The organism is Archangium violaceum, from assembly GCF_016859125.1.
GTDB classification, from domain to species: Bacteria; Myxococcota; Myxococcia; order Myxococcales; family Myxococcaceae; genus Archangium; species Archangium violaceum_A.
This window is the reverse complement of sequence record NZ_CP069338.1, coordinates 719,440-733,513: the sequence shown is the minus strand read 5'-3', so window position 1 is coordinate 733,513 and position 14,074 is coordinate 719,440. Positions and strand designations below refer to the sequence as shown.

General features: G+C 66.0%; 13 protein-coding genes. 5 read left to right on the top strand and 8 right to left on the bottom strand.

The annotated features are described in order from the left end of the window. Window positions 1-15: 15 nt before the first annotated feature. Window positions 16-1,590 carry an SDR family NAD(P)-dependent oxidoreductase gene (locus JQX13_RS03135; protein ID WP_203407601.1) on the bottom strand — a complete coding sequence of 525 codons (1,575 nt, stop codon included), beginning with the start codon at window positions 1,588-1,590 and terminating at the stop codon, window positions 16-18. Next, window positions 1,587-1,796 carry a hypothetical protein gene (locus JQX13_RS56090; RefSeq protein WP_275424978.1) on the bottom strand — a complete coding sequence of 70 codons (210 nt, stop codon included), beginning with the start codon at window positions 1,794-1,796 and terminating at the stop codon, window positions 1,587-1,589. Before JQX13_RS56090 ends, JQX13_RS03135 begins: the two co-directional genes overlap by 4 nt. A 187-nt stretch (window positions 1,797-1,983) precedes the next feature. Between JQX13_RS56090 and JQX13_RS03130 the strand changes: the two genes are divergently transcribed. Further along, the gene (locus tag JQX13_RS03130; RefSeq protein WP_203407600.1) at window positions 1,984-3,603 is read left to right on the top strand and encodes a peptide chain release factor 3; all 1,620 of its coding nucleotides are present in this window, start codon (window positions 1,984-1,986) and stop codon (window positions 3,601-3,603) included. Window positions 3,604-3,897: 294 nt separating this feature from the next. On the opposite strand, the gene JQX13_RS03125 is transcribed toward JQX13_RS03130, so the two are convergent. Beyond that, window positions 3,898-4,407 (bottom strand): hypothetical protein, encoded by a 510-nt coding sequence (locus tag JQX13_RS03125; protein ID WP_203407599.1) that lies wholly within the window; start codon window positions 4,405-4,407, stop codon window positions 3,898-3,900. 796 nt (window positions 4,408-5,203) lie between these two features. Between JQX13_RS03125 and JQX13_RS03120 the strand changes: the two genes are divergently transcribed. Together JQX13_RS03120 and JQX13_RS03115 are read left to right on the top strand one after the other, a co-directional pair. Continuing rightward, a complete protein-coding gene (locus tag JQX13_RS03120; protein WP_203407598.1) occupies window positions 5,204-6,364 on the top strand; it encodes a serine/threonine-protein kinase in 1,161 nt (386 codons plus the stop codon). A 20-nt stretch (window positions 6,365-6,384) separates the two neighbouring features. Continuing rightward, window positions 6,385-6,795 (top strand): helix-turn-helix domain-containing protein, encoded by a 411-nt coding sequence (locus tag JQX13_RS03115; protein ID WP_203407597.1) that lies wholly within the window; start codon window positions 6,385-6,387, stop codon window positions 6,793-6,795. A 19-nt stretch (window positions 6,796-6,814) separates the two neighbouring features. Here JQX13_RS03115 and JQX13_RS03110 read toward each other — a convergent pair whose 3' ends face one another. After that, window positions 6,815-7,186, bottom strand: a complete 372-nt coding sequence (locus JQX13_RS03110) for a helix-turn-helix domain-containing protein (protein ID WP_203407596.1) — start codon at window positions 7,184-7,186, stop codon at window positions 6,815-6,817. Here JQX13_RS03110 and JQX13_RS03105 point away from each other — a divergent pair. Together JQX13_RS03105 and JQX13_RS03100 are read left to right on the top strand one after the other, a co-directional pair. Then, complete coding sequence (locus JQX13_RS03105; RefSeq protein ID WP_203407595.1) at window positions 7,185-9,299, top strand: serine/threonine protein kinase; 2,115 nt, start codon at window positions 7,185-7,187, stop codon at window positions 9,297-9,299. The two genes, JQX13_RS03110 and JQX13_RS03105, sit on opposite strands and share 2 nt — an antisense overlap. Window positions 9,300-9,401: 102 nt before the next feature. Beyond that, window positions 9,402-10,337: a DUF2381 family protein gene (locus JQX13_RS03100; RefSeq protein WP_203407594.1), complete on the top strand. Its 936-nt coding sequence runs from the start codon at window positions 9,402-9,404 to the stop codon at window positions 10,335-10,337. A 124-nt stretch (window positions 10,338-10,461) separates the two neighbouring features. Here JQX13_RS03100 and JQX13_RS56085 read toward each other — a convergent pair whose 3' ends face one another. The 4 genes from JQX13_RS56085 to JQX13_RS03080 form a co-directional block, all read right to left on the bottom strand. Then, window positions 10,462-10,581 carry a helix-turn-helix domain-containing protein gene (locus JQX13_RS56085; RefSeq protein WP_203407593.1) on the bottom strand — a complete coding sequence of 40 codons (120 nt, stop codon included), beginning with the start codon at window positions 10,579-10,581 and terminating at the stop codon, window positions 10,462-10,464. Window positions 10,582-10,682: 101 nt separating this feature from the next. Beyond that, window positions 10,683-11,489 carry a hypothetical protein gene (locus JQX13_RS03090; protein WP_203407592.1) on the bottom strand — a complete coding sequence of 269 codons (807 nt, stop codon included), beginning with the start codon at window positions 11,487-11,489 and terminating at the stop codon, window positions 10,683-10,685. A gap of 11 nt (window positions 11,490-11,500) precedes the next feature. Beyond that, window positions 11,501-12,304 (bottom strand): hypothetical protein, encoded by an 804-nt coding sequence (locus tag JQX13_RS03085; RefSeq protein ID WP_239014506.1) that lies wholly within the window; start codon window positions 12,302-12,304, stop codon window positions 11,501-11,503. Window positions 12,305-12,335: 31 nt separating this feature from the next. Then, on the bottom strand, window positions 12,336-14,006 hold the full coding sequence (locus JQX13_RS03080) for a serine/threonine-protein kinase (RefSeq protein WP_203407591.1): 1,671 nt from the start codon (window positions 14,004-14,006) through the stop codon (window positions 12,336-12,338). Window positions 14,007-14,074: the final 68 nt, after the last annotated feature.

The window sequence follows — 14,074 nt, the reverse complement described above, 5'->3', positions numbered from 1 at the left end:
GCTCCCGCTCCGCCGTCACCAGGCGGTGTGGCGGTAGTCCTTGAAGAAGTTGCCCCACACGTACTGGCCGGTGTTCTCCGAGTAGATGACCGGATCCACCACGCGCGCCGCGCCGTCGACGATGTCCAGCGGCGGCTGGAAGTCGAGTTCCTGCTGCTTGCGCTCCGCGTGCACCACCGGGTCCTCATCCGTGACCCAGCCGGTGTCCACCGCGTTCATGTAGATGCCGTCCTTCGCGTAGTCCGGCGCGGAGGTCAGCGTCATCATGTTCAGCGCGGCCTTGGCCATGTTCGTGTGCGGATGCTTGTCCGTCTTCGTCCCGCGCGAGAAGCTTCCCTCCATCGCGGAGACGTTCACGATGTGGCCGGGCTTGGAGCGGTCCCGCATCATCAGCGGCTTCAGCTTCCCGCAGAGGATGAAGGGCGCCACCGCGTTCACCAGGTGGACCTCCAGCATCTCGGCCGTCGGGACTTCCGCGAGCTTCATCCGCCAGGAGTTCATCGTCCGCAAATCCACCTGCTGCAGGTCCGCGTCCAGCCGGCCCTGGGGGAAGAGGGCGCTCGTGTCGCCCTCCTGCTCGAGCACGTACGGCAGCTGCGACAGCGCGGCGGACGAGTGGATGCCGAGCGCGGGATCACTGCTGCGCCACGTGGGCACGAGCGTCGAGGGGTCGACGCCGCCCGCGGCCAGGGCCGGCTGCACCGCCGCGACGCACTCCTCGTGTCCGGTGAGGAGCGGGCGCAGCTCGGGCGGGAGATCCTCGATGGGGCGCAGCTCGCCCTCCAGCAGGTGCGCGTAGAAGCCGGGCGGACGGCGCACGGTCTGCGCCGCGTTGTTGATGAGGATGTCCAGCCGCTGGTGCGTCTGCTCGATGTGCCGCGCGAAGAGCTCGACGCTGGGGGCGTGCCGCAGGTCCAGGCCATGGATGTGCAGCCGGTGCGACCAGGACGAGAAGTCCGGCTCCTGCGCGTAGCGATACGCCGCGTCCTTGGGAAACCGCGTGGTGGCGATCACCCGCGCACCCGAGCGCAGCAGCATCAACGACGCCTGGAAGCCGATCTTCACGCGCGCGCCGGTGAGCAGCGCGACCTTTCCGGACAGCGGCGCCCGCTGGGTCCGCTTCGCGTAATTGAAGTCCCCGCACTCGATGCACATCATGTCGTAGAAGAAGTGCAGCTTCCGGTACTCCGCCTTGCAGACGTAGCACCGGCGCGGGTTCTCGAGGATGCGCTCCGGACCCGTCTCCGTGGGCGGCGGCGGAGGAAGCTGCGGCACCGTGAACACGGGGGAGCGGCGCAGCGTGCGGATCTCCGTCGTCGCGCGGACGTTGCGGTCGTGCTCGCGCTTCGTCTTCTTGCGCTCGTGCCTCAGCGCCTTCGCGAGCCGCGACTTCGCGTCGCGCTCCGGGTGCACCATGTTGCCCGCAGCGGTCAGGAGCGCGATCCGGTCCTCCTCCGGGAGACGCATCAGCAGGACGCGGTCCTTGACGATCGCCTCGATGAGCTGCGTGCATCGGCGCACCTCGTCCAGCGACAAGGCGGTCGGCGGTGCATCGGCTGGGAGTGTCTGGGCTGTCTCGTCGTGCTTCATTGCCCCGGTGCATACCTCCCGAGGGGGGCAGGCGGGAAGGGCGGAGGCGGGGTCGGCTCGTAGGCAGGGTGGGGGGCCGTGCGATCGAGCCCCTCGCGCCTCATTGCAGCAGGAACCCCTTGGGCGTCAGCGGCTCGGGCACCGGCTCGCCCAGCCAGTCCGAACGGCAGCAGCAGGCAGAACAGGTATGCCGTCCGGTGCAGCAACAGGCTGTAGGCGAAAGGGGGGCCGGAGCAGGTCGTAGACCCTCACCCCGACCCTCTCCCAGAGGGAGCGGGGACGTACATGGCGTATGGAGGGGGGGCTGTGTGCCTGGATGCTCCCCGGGGGGACGCCTCATACGGACGGAACCCCGCGAAAAAACACACGCCCCGTGATAGTTCCCTTCCCGATATGGCATCCGAGCTCGACCAGGAAGTCGCCCGTCGGCGCACTTTCGCGATCATCTCCCACCCCGACGCGGGTAAGACGACCCTCACCGAGAAGCTGCTGCTCTACGGTGGCGCCATCCACCTCGCTGGCAGTGTGAAGGCTCGCCGTGCGAGCCGCCACGCCACGAGCGACTGGATGGAGCTGGAGAAGGAGCGCGGTATCTCCGTGACCTCCTCGGTGCTCCAGTTCCCCTACCGGGGCCACGCGGTGAACCTGCTGGACACCCCGGGCCACCAGGACTTCTCCGAGGACACCTACCGCACCCTGGCGGCGGCGGACTCGGCGGTGATGCTCATCGACGCCGCCAAGGGCGTCGAGCCGCAGACCAAGAAGCTCTTCAAGGTGTGCCGCATGCGCGGCATCCCCATCTTCACCTTCGTCAACAAGCTCGACCGCTTCGGCCGCGCGCCGCTCGAGCTGATGGACGAATTGGAGCAGGTGCTCGGCATCCGCGCCTACCCGATGAACTGGCCCATCGGCATGGGGCCGGAGTTCCGGGGCGTGTATGACCGGCAGAACAAGGTGGTGCACGTCTTCTCCGCGGAGGGCCGTCACGGCGAGTCCGAGGTGGCCGAGCGCTCCGTGTCCATCGACTCGCCGGACATCCACTCCGTCCTCACCGAGCGCGAGCTGGCCACGCTCAAGGAGGAGATCGAGCTGCTGGACATCGGCGGGGACGAGTTCACCCGGGAGAAGGTGGCCACGGGTCAGCTCACGCCGATGTTCTTCGGCAGCGCGATGACGAACTTCGGCGTGCGGCCGTTCCTGGACCACTTCCTGGAGCTGGCGCCGGCCCCCACGTCGCGTCAGACGAAGAACGGGCCGCGCGAGCCCACGAACCCGAAGTTCGCGGGCTTCGTGTTCAAGATCCAGGCGAACATGGATCCGGCGCACCGCGACCGCATCGCGTTCATGCGGGTGGTGTCGGGCCGGTACGTCAAGGGGATGAGCGCGTTCCACTCGCGGCTGGGCAAGGACGTGCGCCTGGCCAAGCCGAGCCAGTTCATGGCGGCCGAGCGCACGGCCATCGAGGACGCGTGGCCCGGGGACGTCATCGGTCTGTTCGACCCGGGCATGTTCCGCATCGGGGACACGCTCTGCGAGGGCGAGGATCTGCTGTTCGACAGCGTGCCGCGCTTCAGCCCGGAGCACTTCGCCATCGTGCGCTCGAAGGATCCATTGCGGCGCAAGCAGATGGAGAAGGGCCTGGAGCAGCTCTCCGAGGAGGGCACGGTGCAGATCTTCCAGCAGCTCGGGATGGGGATGAAGGATCCCATCGTGGGCGTGGTGGGAGCGCTGCAGTTCGAGGTGCTGCAGTACCGGGTGGAGCACGAGTACGGCGCTCGCATCATGCTGGACCGGCTGCCGTTCAGCCACGCGCGGTGGGTGGTGGGGCCGAACTTCGATCCGAAGAGCTTCGACTGGGAGGGCAACCGGCAGACGGTGCAGGACCGTGACGGACTGCCGCTGGTGCTCTTCCGGGACGACTGGGCGTTGCAGCACGCCGAGGAGAAGCACCCGGAGCTGAAGTTCCTCTCGGCGGCGCCGCAGCTGCGCGAGCTGGCCGCCACGGGCTCCTGAGTTCCGGTGCTACGACCCGCCCTCTTCCACTTCGAGGAGAGGGCCGGGGTCGATGCAGCCTCTGAGTTCGAGTTTCGCACTTTTGGCCGAAGCGCAAGCCGCTGCCTGCATGTCGGCGAAGGAGGGACGTACCTTGTGCCTATACCAGGGCCGCAAGGGATGCTCGTAGAGAACGTGCCCCTCCTGGGCGAACCACAGCACCGTGAAGCAGTCCGCGTTTGCGTGCCAGGGTGTCATCGAGGGTGAGCGGCACGGGGCCCGAAATGGACTTCATCCGACGAATCAAACCACACCTCAAGTCGACACCAGTCTAAGCCCCGCCCGCTGACGTTCCGCCTGGGCGTTCTCTCCGACATAGGCATCCAAGGCAACATCCCTCTGGAGTCCTTTACGTGCCACTGAAAACACTTTCTTCGCCCAGGCTTGAAAAGCGGCGGGCTTCTCAACCCAGTTGCCCGTCTCATCATAGAAGCCCCGATCATAGAACAGGCGTCCAACACGAAGGATCTTCCCGTCGTAGAAACAGCGGCTCAACTCGATAGCGGGTGACCGCAACAGATCCACGGTCCAGTAGCCCTGTTGCATCACATTCTCGAAGCTGAGCGCCTCCAATGATTCTGGCGGCACCAGGAGCATCGGCAGCCACGTCTTGCCGAACTCGGCCACAGCGAGCGTGGAGAGCAATCTCGGAACAGGCTGTTCCGACCTGTAGTCCAGATAAACCACCGGACAGTGTGCCTTCAGCCGCTGCTCGAGGATTTGAAGGTCCGCAGGAGTCAGAAAAAACCTGATCTGGTGTCCCATGTGAGTCGGCTATTCATCTTTGTATGGGTGGAACTCTGGACGCTCCCCCGTTGCTTTCTGGATATCATCCAAGGCTTTTCTTTCACGAGCCACGGGCTGACCGTCCTTCGTTTGGCGACCCACCTGATGCATTTCCTCGACACTCCCTGTCGACGGTTCCACGCCCACCACATCAACGAATCGCTTGCTCTTCGATCCTTGGGGCGTCTGAACTATGGCGAGTAACCTCATCATGGGTTCACGCCCTTCGACTTGCTTCGAAACAGGCAAGTCCCTGATTGTTGACTGGCAGTTCAACGGATGGTGACAGAGTGTAACTCAGGGCCTGCGAGGCGATCCAGACCAGCAGGTGCCCCTTCCCACTGGCGCGTCAACCGTTCGGGTAGCGCCAACCTTTGGTCAGCCGACGACGTAAGCGGTGCTATCTGCCTCGCACCTGATGGACGATGGCCTCCACCAGACGCTCCATCGCGCGTGGCCCGCCCTGGCGGAGGAAGAGGTTGGGCTCGGTGACTTCCTGTTCCATGAGCCGCAGCCCGTCCTGCTCGTTTCTCGACAGGGGCCGGTTCCATAAGGGCCGGGGCTTGGGTCGGCTCTCCTCCCCGTAGGTGCATCCGCACCTGGTTGTCCCTTCCGCGGCTCAAGCCTACTCCTGCCGGATGCCCGGAGGTGATGACCTACCTGGTAAGGTGCCTTCCATTTCTCCGCCCTTCCATGGTACGTGTCGGAGCACGTTGGAAATAACCAATGGGGACTCGCACTCCTCTCAGGCGATCCGCAGCGCACGGGAAACCACATGATCGGAACCGGCAACCCGCCCACGGACACGGGGCGCTTCACCTTCGAGTCAGGAGGCTTCCGTTACGAGGTGTTTCGTACCCTCCTCGAACACGTGGACTACGACACCCTGTTTCTCTCGTGGTGCAGGCCCTTGAAGGAGAAGGCTCGCCGGAGGCTCGTCGTCCTGAAGCAGGTAGAAGTTCCGGAGGGGCGCGAGGGCCGGACCCGAGCAATCGAGGAAGTTCAGCTCGCCGAGTACCTGCATCACCCGAGGCTCGGCCGCGTTCTCCGGCTCGCCGAGTATCAGGGGGCCCCTTTCGTGGTGATGGAACACTCGCCAGGAGCGTTCCTGGCCACGATCATCGGCTCCGGGCTGCTGCTGGAGCGGAAGCTCTCGCCTGCCCTCGCCGCCTTCATCGCCGCCGAGGTGGCCAACGCTCTCGACTACGCCCACCAGTGCGAGGACGACAGAGGGCGCGAGCTTCACATCGTTCACCGGGCCGTGAGTCCCATGAGCATTCGCCTCGGACGCAACGGTCGGGTGAAGCTCACCCACTTCGGCGCGGCCTTCTCCGAGCTTCTCGGCCGCGTTCCCACTCCGCCGCGAGTGCTCCGAGGAAACTTCGCCTACGCGGCCCCGGAGATCATTCGCTCCGTCTCCGAGAAGGGCCGGGCCGGTCTTCTCTCGCCCAAGGGGATCGACAGCCGCGCGGACATCTTCTCGCTCGGGCTCGTGCTGCTGGAGATGATCGCGGGCCACCATCCGCTCGATCCTCCTGACGTACTGCCACCCGAGGTATCCAGACGCGCGCTTCGGCTCGTTTCGGGCGTGAAGGCCGAGCAGTCGGCGTGGGCTTCCATCGAGGTGCTGGCTGACCGGCTCTTGCGCTTCGGACCCGAGGACGTGGAACGCATCGCCCAGCAAGCCCCGGCCCCTTTGAAGAAGATCGCACTCCGGGCCCTTCAGCGCGACCCCGCTGAGCGCTACCAGTCGGCCGCTGAATTGCGTGACGATCTGCGCGCGTACCTTCGCAGTCTCGGCCAACCCTTCGGCGCCACCGAGGCGGCAGCGGAACTGGCCGACATCCTCAAGAAAGCATCCGCCCTCAAGCGGAAGGATGCGCACCCTATCGAGATGGGTGTCCTCCCCTGGCCGAAGGCATCGAGCATCCGATAACCACTGGACCGAGCGCACCGATGACGGACAGGCAGAACGAGAAGAAGAAGCTGATGGTCCACCTGGCAGCGGTCGTGCGTGAGGCTCGCAAGACGGCCGAGCTGACCCAGGCTGATGTGGCGGATCGCGTTGGGATCGTCACCGAGGTTTTCGGTCGGCTGGAGCGAGGATACCTACTCCCGAGCGTTCCGACCTTTCGCAGGTTGTGCCGCGTGCTGCGCCTGGACGCAAACATCGTCCTGGGGCTCGATGTCGAGAAGGCTCCTTCGTGGCTGAAGGTGCCTGAACCCGAGGCAGATGATCCACCCGAGCTGCGCCGACTGGTGAGAACGCTTCGCCGCATGGACGCCGCACAGGTATCCGTCATGCTCAGCACGGCCAATGCGCTGGTGAGACACACGGCACAACGGCCAGATGGTCAAGCCGAGTAAGCGGATGGTTCTACCTGGCTCAATCCTCGAAGGAGGAAGCAAGTACGGTCAGCACCTTGCTGAGCACCTTCAGCCGCTTCGGCGTCCACGTGCGAAGTTGATGGAGGATGCGCCGAAGTTCAGGCGAGAGGTTCTCCACTGGGGGCGCTTCATCCACCGTGGCTGCAACCCGCGAAGGGCTCACCCCCATCAGCGCGTCAGACGAGATTCCCAGGACGATGCTGATTCGCCGCAGGCTCGGGACGGACGGCATCATGTCGCCGCGTTCGATCCTCCCGTAGACACCCGGGACGAGACCCACCTTCTGGGCGACTTGGGCCTGCGTGAGTCCGAGGCGCTCCCGTGCCGCGCGAGCCACCTCTCCGAGGGAGCGCTGAAGTTCTTCGTCCATGGAGGCCGTCTACCACGGTGGACGGGGGGCCGTGGCTTTCGGAGCGCAGCTCGCTCTCCACGAGGCTGGTAGGCTCGGCATTCTCGGGGGTGGTTCCGTGGGATTGGTCTACAGGTTGCCGGAAACCCAAGAAATGGTCGGGGGCTACCGCATTGTCGAGAGGCTCGGCAGCGGGAGCTACGGCTACGTCTACAAGGCCGAGCAGGCTGGATGCTTCTACGCCGTCAAGATCCTCCGGGGCCACTTGTTGAATGACAGGGCCAAGCGAGAGAGCAGCATCCTGAACCACCTGGAGCATCCCGATGTCGTCCGCTTCTTCGGATGCGGATACTGGCCGGATCCATTCGTCGGTCACCCCTACATCGTCATGGAGTTCGCCGGGGGCCGGACCCTGGAGACGTATGTTTCGGAGGAGAACCCCTCGGCGCGCAAGTCCGCGCGCATCATGCTGGATATCGGGCTGACGCTCGGCGAAGTGCTTCGGCAAGGCGTCATGCACAGGGACCTCAAGCCGGACAACGTCATCATCCGGGATGGGAACACGAGACCGCTGCTGATCGACTTCGGCGTGAGCACGCTCACGGGGCTCCCAGCCCCCACCACTTCGCGTCTTCCGCCAGGAACCATCGAGTTCCGCGCGCCCGAGGCGTGGCGTTTCAGCAGAGATAACGATTCCGGGAGCTACGACTACAGCCCAGCGGACGAGCTTTGGGCCCTTGGGGTGTCGTTCTATTGGCTGCTGACGGACATCCTTCCGTTCGGAGACAGGGAGGATGGAGAAGAGGGCGGACTCGCGGAACGCATCCTCCACCAAACGCCTGTGGCGCCGCATGTTCTCAATCCACGAGTCTCGCGAGCACTCTCCGACATCTGCATGCGGATGTTGGAGAAGGACCCGGCAGCACGCTACGGGAGTGTGGTCGATTTCTGCGCGGCACTCGATGCGGCCATGGCCAACGCCGAGGCCGATGCAAGCTGGGACCTCCCGCTGTTCGAGCCGGACTCGCCCCACACCAGGACGACCGAGGAAGATCCCGCGCTGGTGGATGTGGACGACTCGAAGCGCTGGCTCCGACGTTGGCTGAAGAAAGAGCGTCGGAGAGGCCGGATGCCACCGAAGAAGGTTCCGGCTCTTGCACCCGAGGCCATGGAGAAGGCCGGAGAAGCACCTGCGCCCAAGGCCGAAGTTGTCGCCGTCGTGCCGGAACAGCAATCTCCCGTTGCTGCTGCTGTCCTTGTCTCGGAGCCGGTTCCACCGGAGCCGGTTCCGCCACCAGCATCCCAAGCCCCGGCCCCTCATGGAGCACCGCGAGCTACACCAGCCCCGACCCCTCCGGTCTCGCGCCGTCGCTCTCGCTTCGCAGCAGCAGTGGGGGGCGCGGCTGTGGCGCTCGGCGCGTTCCTGTTCGCAACCTCGCTGCCCACTGGTCCTGAGTCGGCTCCACTCCACACGTCATCCGAGGCCGCTCCCACTCGACAAGCCGGGCCCGGTCGTGAAGTGGCGCAATCCGCGAAGCCGCTGGATCCTCCAAGCGGAGAAGGCGCCGAGCCTGCGATGGGCTCCATTTCCGCGCCTGTCATGATCACGATGCTTCGCAAGGACGACAGCAGCGAGAAGCCCCAACAGAAGAAGACGAAGGTCCTCGGACGCGCGGGCAATGCGCTTGGTTCAGCGGCCCTCTGTACGGCGCTGTCTGGCTGCCCAGCACCGCAGGTTCGCCCCACTCCGGAACCTGCTCCATGTCCGGCGGGCGCGGTCGAGACGATGAAGACGCTCGGCCTCGACATCGGGAACCAACATCCCGCGACATTCCCCTCGCCTGAGGCCATGTACATCACCGTGAAAGAGGGTGACACCACCATCCGATTGATTGGCGACTGGGGGAAGTTGCCGCAGAAGACTCTCTTGTCCGGGCGGCTGATCTTCGGCGATGGGCGCGTGTACGGGAGACTCACCGAAGCCAAGGTGCCGGGCGGAGACACGTTCAAGGTCTGCCTGGAAGTGAGAGACGAGGAGGGTGGGAGAGGCGCCATTCGGGAGCCGAACGGAGGACCGGAGAGCGCACGAGTCTTCTCCACGGTGCGCGTGAGAGCCGTCAGCAGCTTCGAATAAGGGCCTGCCGAGCGGTCAGTACCATCGCCCCGGGCTCAGTCACCATGGGGCCCGGAGCCGTGATAGAGGCGGACACCGTTTCTGCTTCGGAGTCTTCTCCCCGTGTTCGCTTCGTTGCCTGCTGCGTTCCTGATGATGCTGCTTCTCGCGGGGACTTCCGCCACCGCGCAGACCTGTCCTCCGCCAGGGGAGGCAGAGGGCCGCTGCATCGAGCTGACGGCGGAAGGGACCAACGAAGTCCCCGAGGTTCAAATCAGTCCAGGGCAGCCCACCACCTTCCGCTTCGACTCGGATGTGCGGGCGGGCGGGATGACGTTGGAGAATCGCGAGCACTTCGAGGTGGCGCCTGGAAGGCGGCTCCTCACGCTTGAGCCCTCGGAGAAGATGCGCGGTGCGAAATCCAGCATGGTGACGGTGTGCTTCGCCGATGATGCGGTTCCTGCTTGCGCAAACTTCCGGTTGGTTGTCCATCCCGCGATTGGTGAGCGCCAGGTGGAGATCTTCCGCCACCCGCGTTCGGTGGACTCCGTCCAGGCCGAGTTGAGGAAGACGCGCGAGGAGAACTCGGATCTGCGCGCGGAAATCCAACGGCTGCACGCGGAACGAGACAGGCCGGAGGGCCTGATCGGGCTGTTCGCCTCGGGCATGGTGGGGGAAGCGGGCATCCCGTCTCAAACCATCACCAAGCGCATCACCAAGCGCGAGAGCAACACCCTACGGCCACGGACTGTAACGACATTCCGCGCTCCTGGCCGGGTCGCCATCGAGTTGTGGTTGGAGAACCCGGACGCGGTGAAGTCGTGGACACCGCAAGGCGCGGTTTTGGTCGGGCCCAGGGGAGAGGTACTGGACGCGACCTTCTGGCCAGCCGAGCCCATCCCTTCGGGTGAGGAGCGCCGCGTCTGGCTCGAAGTGATGGCCCCGGACGCGCGGACAGAGGGCACCTTCACCCTGAAGCTCTGGGAGGCTGACGGCCAACGAACCTTCGTCATCGGGAACGTGACCTTTCCGGCTTTGACTGTGGGGCTGGGGCTTTGATGTGAGCCCGCGTGTCTCGACGCGGGAAGGCCCCTCATTGCTCAAGCCCCGGCGGGGCTGCCTGTTCTCCCACAGGACTGGCTTCCGGTGGCCATGAACGCCTCCAGACTGACCGGGTCAATCCTCACGGCAGTCCCACCCGAACGAACCGGAGCCGCCCAGCGGCGCACAGGCTGTGAACGGTAGCAGGAGACACCGCCAGCCGTTCCGCCACCTCTCGCACCGTCAGCAGCCGCGCCAACATGGGCCGCGCTTGCTGCACCTGTGTTGGTAACGTCTGGACGCAACCCCAGCCCTCCTCGGGGAGAGGGCGGGGGTCGAGACGCGCTCAGGCGCGAAGCCCGCTCACTGATCGTCGCAGGGCGTGCCCAGCCGGACGCCGGTGTAGGGCCCCAGCTCGTTGTAGATGAGCGGCAGGTTCTCCGAGACGGGCACCGCGCGCAGCTCGAGCTTCTTCTTCTTCTCGATCCAGATCGAGGGCTTCTTCTCGTCCACCACGAGCCGGAGATCGCCCTTCTTCGTGGAGAAGATCTGCCCCTCCGAATCGGAGACGAGGTTGACCATCTGCTGCGGCTTGAGATTGCCCTTGGGCCCGATGGACACCCGGAAGCGGTTCTCCTCCTCCGGCCGGAAACCCCGCTCCACCAGGTAGTAGACGCCCTTGCTGTCCCGGAGCAGGGCGTAGGGCACGAACTTCTGCGGGTTCTCCGCGAACGAGGCGGACAGGAGCAGCTCCTGTGCCTTCTCGGACTCGACGAAGGAGAAGGGGACGGTCCGCTCGCCGCAGCGCACCGCGCAGCTCCCCTTCTCCCTGTCCACGATGACATCCGAGTACACGCGCATGTCCATGCCGCGGAAGTTGGGGTTGCGGCTCTTGTCGACGAAGCGCGGCTCCAGGAAGGAGGTATTGGAGTACCGGGCGAGGGGCACCTGCACGAACGTGCGGCCGTCCCCGTAGAAGAGCTGGTCCGGGCCGTCCCTGCCGGGTGTCAGGGTGAAGTAGTGACCCTTGCCATCGGTGCAGACGGCGGTCTTCTCGAGGAGCCGCTTCTCTCCCAGGTTCTGGGCCTTGCCCCATGGGGGCTCGATGGCCCACGAGGCGTTGGAGGTGAGGAGGACCGCGGCGGTGGCGAAGATGTGACGAGCTGACATGGGCGCTCCGTCTAGAGGTTCTTTTCGAAATACTGGACGGCGAAGTCTTCCTGGTTCGCGGCATCCTGCTGCGTCGTCCACGTCACGCGCCCCGCGTCGACGGACAGCTTCATCTCATCCCCGAACTGGCAGCGGACTTCCCGCACCTTCTCGCCGATGATCCGCTTGCTCACGTTCGTGTCGCACAGCTTCTCCAGCGCGGTGAGCGGGCTCTCGCAGAAGGAGGCGATGCTGTAGTCCTTCAGCAGCTCATCCGAGATGGAATCCCAGACGATTGTCGCGGTCACCGAGGTGCCGCAGGTCTTGTTCATCGCGTTCAGCGTCTCGGCGAGCGACTGGTCGTGCCGCGCCATCGTGCCCGTGCGGTCGAACGCCGCGAGCTTGTCGAGCGTGCCGTCCGCCTTCTGCTTCTCGTACAGCGCGTAGATGTCCCTGGCCTTCAGCGCCTGGGTGCGAGCCTCGTCGTAGGAAACGCGGATGCCATTGTTGCGCCCGGGCACATGGAGCTGATGGCTCCGGGCGCCCCCTTGGGGCCGCACGATGAACGTCCGGTAGTCGCTGCCCCGCAGCGTCGTGGTGTAGTCCTCCTTGCCGTCGTAGGCGTCGTGCTTGTGCGGGAGCGCCTTGCCGTCGAACTCGCCGCCCGTGCCCTGGACGTAGACGAGCGCCTTCTGCTCCTCCGCGGGGAGGAGCGGGATGACCGCCACTTCTTCGCCCTGTGGGCCCGAGAAGACCTTCCCGGCTCCGATGGGCGCCCGGGTCGTGGCGCAGCCGAACATCCCCACGGCGATGACCATTGTCAGAATGATTCTCACGTTCGCATGTCCCCCGATGTCTTTCGCGAGCTCAAAGGTTGATTTCGTATAGCTTGCAGTACTGACGCACCCGGTTGCGCTCCGCCGGGAGAACCTTCTCCCACTGCGCGCGGGCGTTGGTGAGATCTCCCTGGCGACAGTGCGCCCGGGTCAGGAGCGAGAACGACGCCTTGGTGACCTTCGTCCGCTGGCTGCGGCGGGCGAGTCGGATCGCCTCCGCGGCATCGTTCGCGGCAAGGGCTTTCTCCGCCTCTTCCAGATCCATCCGGACCGCCTGGGGCATGACCTCGGCCGTGACCTGGCGCGTGGGGGCTCGCGCGGATGGACCGGGCTCGGCGGCGGTAGGAGCCGGCGTCTGCTCGGAGACCGCGGGCTCCTCCGGGCGTTGCTCGGAAGGAGGCTCGGCTTCAGCCTGGGCCTGGGCCGGAGACTCGACGGCGGGCGGCGGGGGCGGGTCGGCCGGTTTCGGGGATGGCTCCGCCTTCGCCGTGCTCTCCGGTGCGCTGACGGTGGGGGCGGGGGCGGTGCGCAGCAACCACCACCCGGCGGTCGCGGCCACCAGGATCAACACCGCCGCGCCCACGGCCATCGGGGCCTTCGACTTCGGCGGGGCCGCGGGGAGCGGGGCCTCGGGGGCCGACACCACCGCGAGCGCCGGCTCCTCCGCGACCTTCGACTTCGCCGCGGCACCGGGGCGCAACGCCACCGTGCGATTGGGAGCCTCCGCCTGGGGCGGCGTGGGCGCGGCCCGGGGGCCCGCCGTCACGATCTCCTGCCGGGGACGACGGGGCTCTGGGCTCGGCTGCGGCTGCGGCTTGGGCAGGCTCTGGAGCGGCGTCCCGGTCAGCGCTTCGATGAATGACGCGACGTCCGGGAAGCGCTCCTGCGGCTCCTTCGCGAGCGCCCGCTCCACCGCCGCGACCACCTCCGCGGGAAGGTCCGGACAGAGCTGGCTCAGCGGGACGGGCGGATCATGCACGATGTTGTAGATGAGCCCCGCCACGGACTCCGAGTTGAAGGGCGGCCGTCCCGCCAGCATCTCGTAGACGATGGCTCCCAGGGAGAACAGGTCCGAGCGGGCATCGAGCTCGCGGTTCTTTCCCTTCGCCTGCTCGGGCGACATGTACCGCGGCGTGCCGATGAGCACGTCCTCCTGGGTGTGGAGCGTCTGGGCCGAGACGAGCTTCGAGATGCCGAAGTCGAGCAGCTTCACCCGCTCGTGGAGCACGCCTCCGGACTCGGTGGGCACGAGGTACACGTTGCCCGGCTTCAGGTCCCGGTGGATGACCCCCGCCTGGTGGGCGGTGTGGAGGGCCGAGCCGATCTGCCGCGCGATGAGGAGCGCCTCCTGGAGTGGGAGGGGGCCCTTCCGCATCCGCTTCGAGAGGCTCTCGCCGCGCAGGTACTCCATCACCAGGTAGGGCGTGCCGTCCTCCATGCTGTGGAAGTCGAGCACCTCGACGATGTTCGGGTGGCCGAGCCGCGAGGTGATCTCCGCTTCACGCTGGAAGCGCGCGTGCAACTCGGGGCTGACCTCCTCCTGGCAGTGGAGGACCTTCACCGCCACCTGCTTGCCGGGAAGCCGGAGGTGCTGGGCCAGGAAGACGGCGCCCATTCCTCCTTTCCCCAGCTCCGAGATGAGCTCGTAGGTGTCTCTCAGGATGGTGCCGACGCGGACGGGGGCAGTGGCTGGATGGCTCATGAGGCGTGGGGCCGCTTCATACCAACTTTCCACTCCGGTCTGACTCCGCGGACCCATGACCGCGTGCG

What these genes read in the sequence shown, in the direction of transcription:
- JQX13_RS03135 (WP_203407601.1), bottom strand. Translation starts at nt 1,590, where the DNA reads ATGAAGCACGACGAGACAGCCCAGACACTCCCAGCCGATGCACCGCCG.
- JQX13_RS03130 (WP_203407600.1), top strand. Translation starts at nt 1,984, where the DNA reads ATGGCATCCGAGCTCGACCAGGAAGTCGCCCGTCGGCGCACTTTCGCG.
- JQX13_RS03125 (WP_203407599.1), bottom strand. Translation starts at nt 4,407, where the DNA reads ATGGGACACCAGATCAGGTTTTTTCTGACTCCTGCGGACCTTCAAATC.
- JQX13_RS03120 (WP_203407598.1), top strand. Translation starts at nt 5,204, where the DNA reads ATGATCGGAACCGGCAACCCGCCCACGGACACGGGGCGCTTCACCTTC.
- JQX13_RS03115 (WP_203407597.1), top strand. Translation starts at nt 6,385, where the DNA reads ATGACGGACAGGCAGAACGAGAAGAAGAAGCTGATGGTCCACCTGGCA.
- JQX13_RS03105 (WP_203407595.1), top strand. Translation starts at nt 7,185, where the DNA reads ATGGAGGCCGTCTACCACGGTGGACGGGGGGCCGTGGCTTTCGGAGCG.
- JQX13_RS03110 (WP_203407596.1), bottom strand. Translation starts at nt 7,186, where the DNA reads ATGGACGAAGAACTTCAGCGCTCCCTCGGAGAGGTGGCTCGCGCGGCA.
- JQX13_RS56085 (WP_203407593.1), bottom strand. Translation starts at nt 10,581, where the DNA reads ATGTTGGCGCGGCTGCTGACGGTGCGAGAGGTGGCGGAACGGCTGGCG.
- JQX13_RS03090 (WP_203407592.1), bottom strand. Translation starts at nt 11,489, where the DNA reads ATGTCAGCTCGTCACATCTTCGCCACCGCCGCGGTCCTCCTCACCTCC.
- JQX13_RS03080 (WP_203407591.1), bottom strand. Translation starts at nt 14,006, where the DNA reads ATGAGCCATCCAGCCACTGCCCCCGTCCGCGTCGGCACCATCCTGAGA.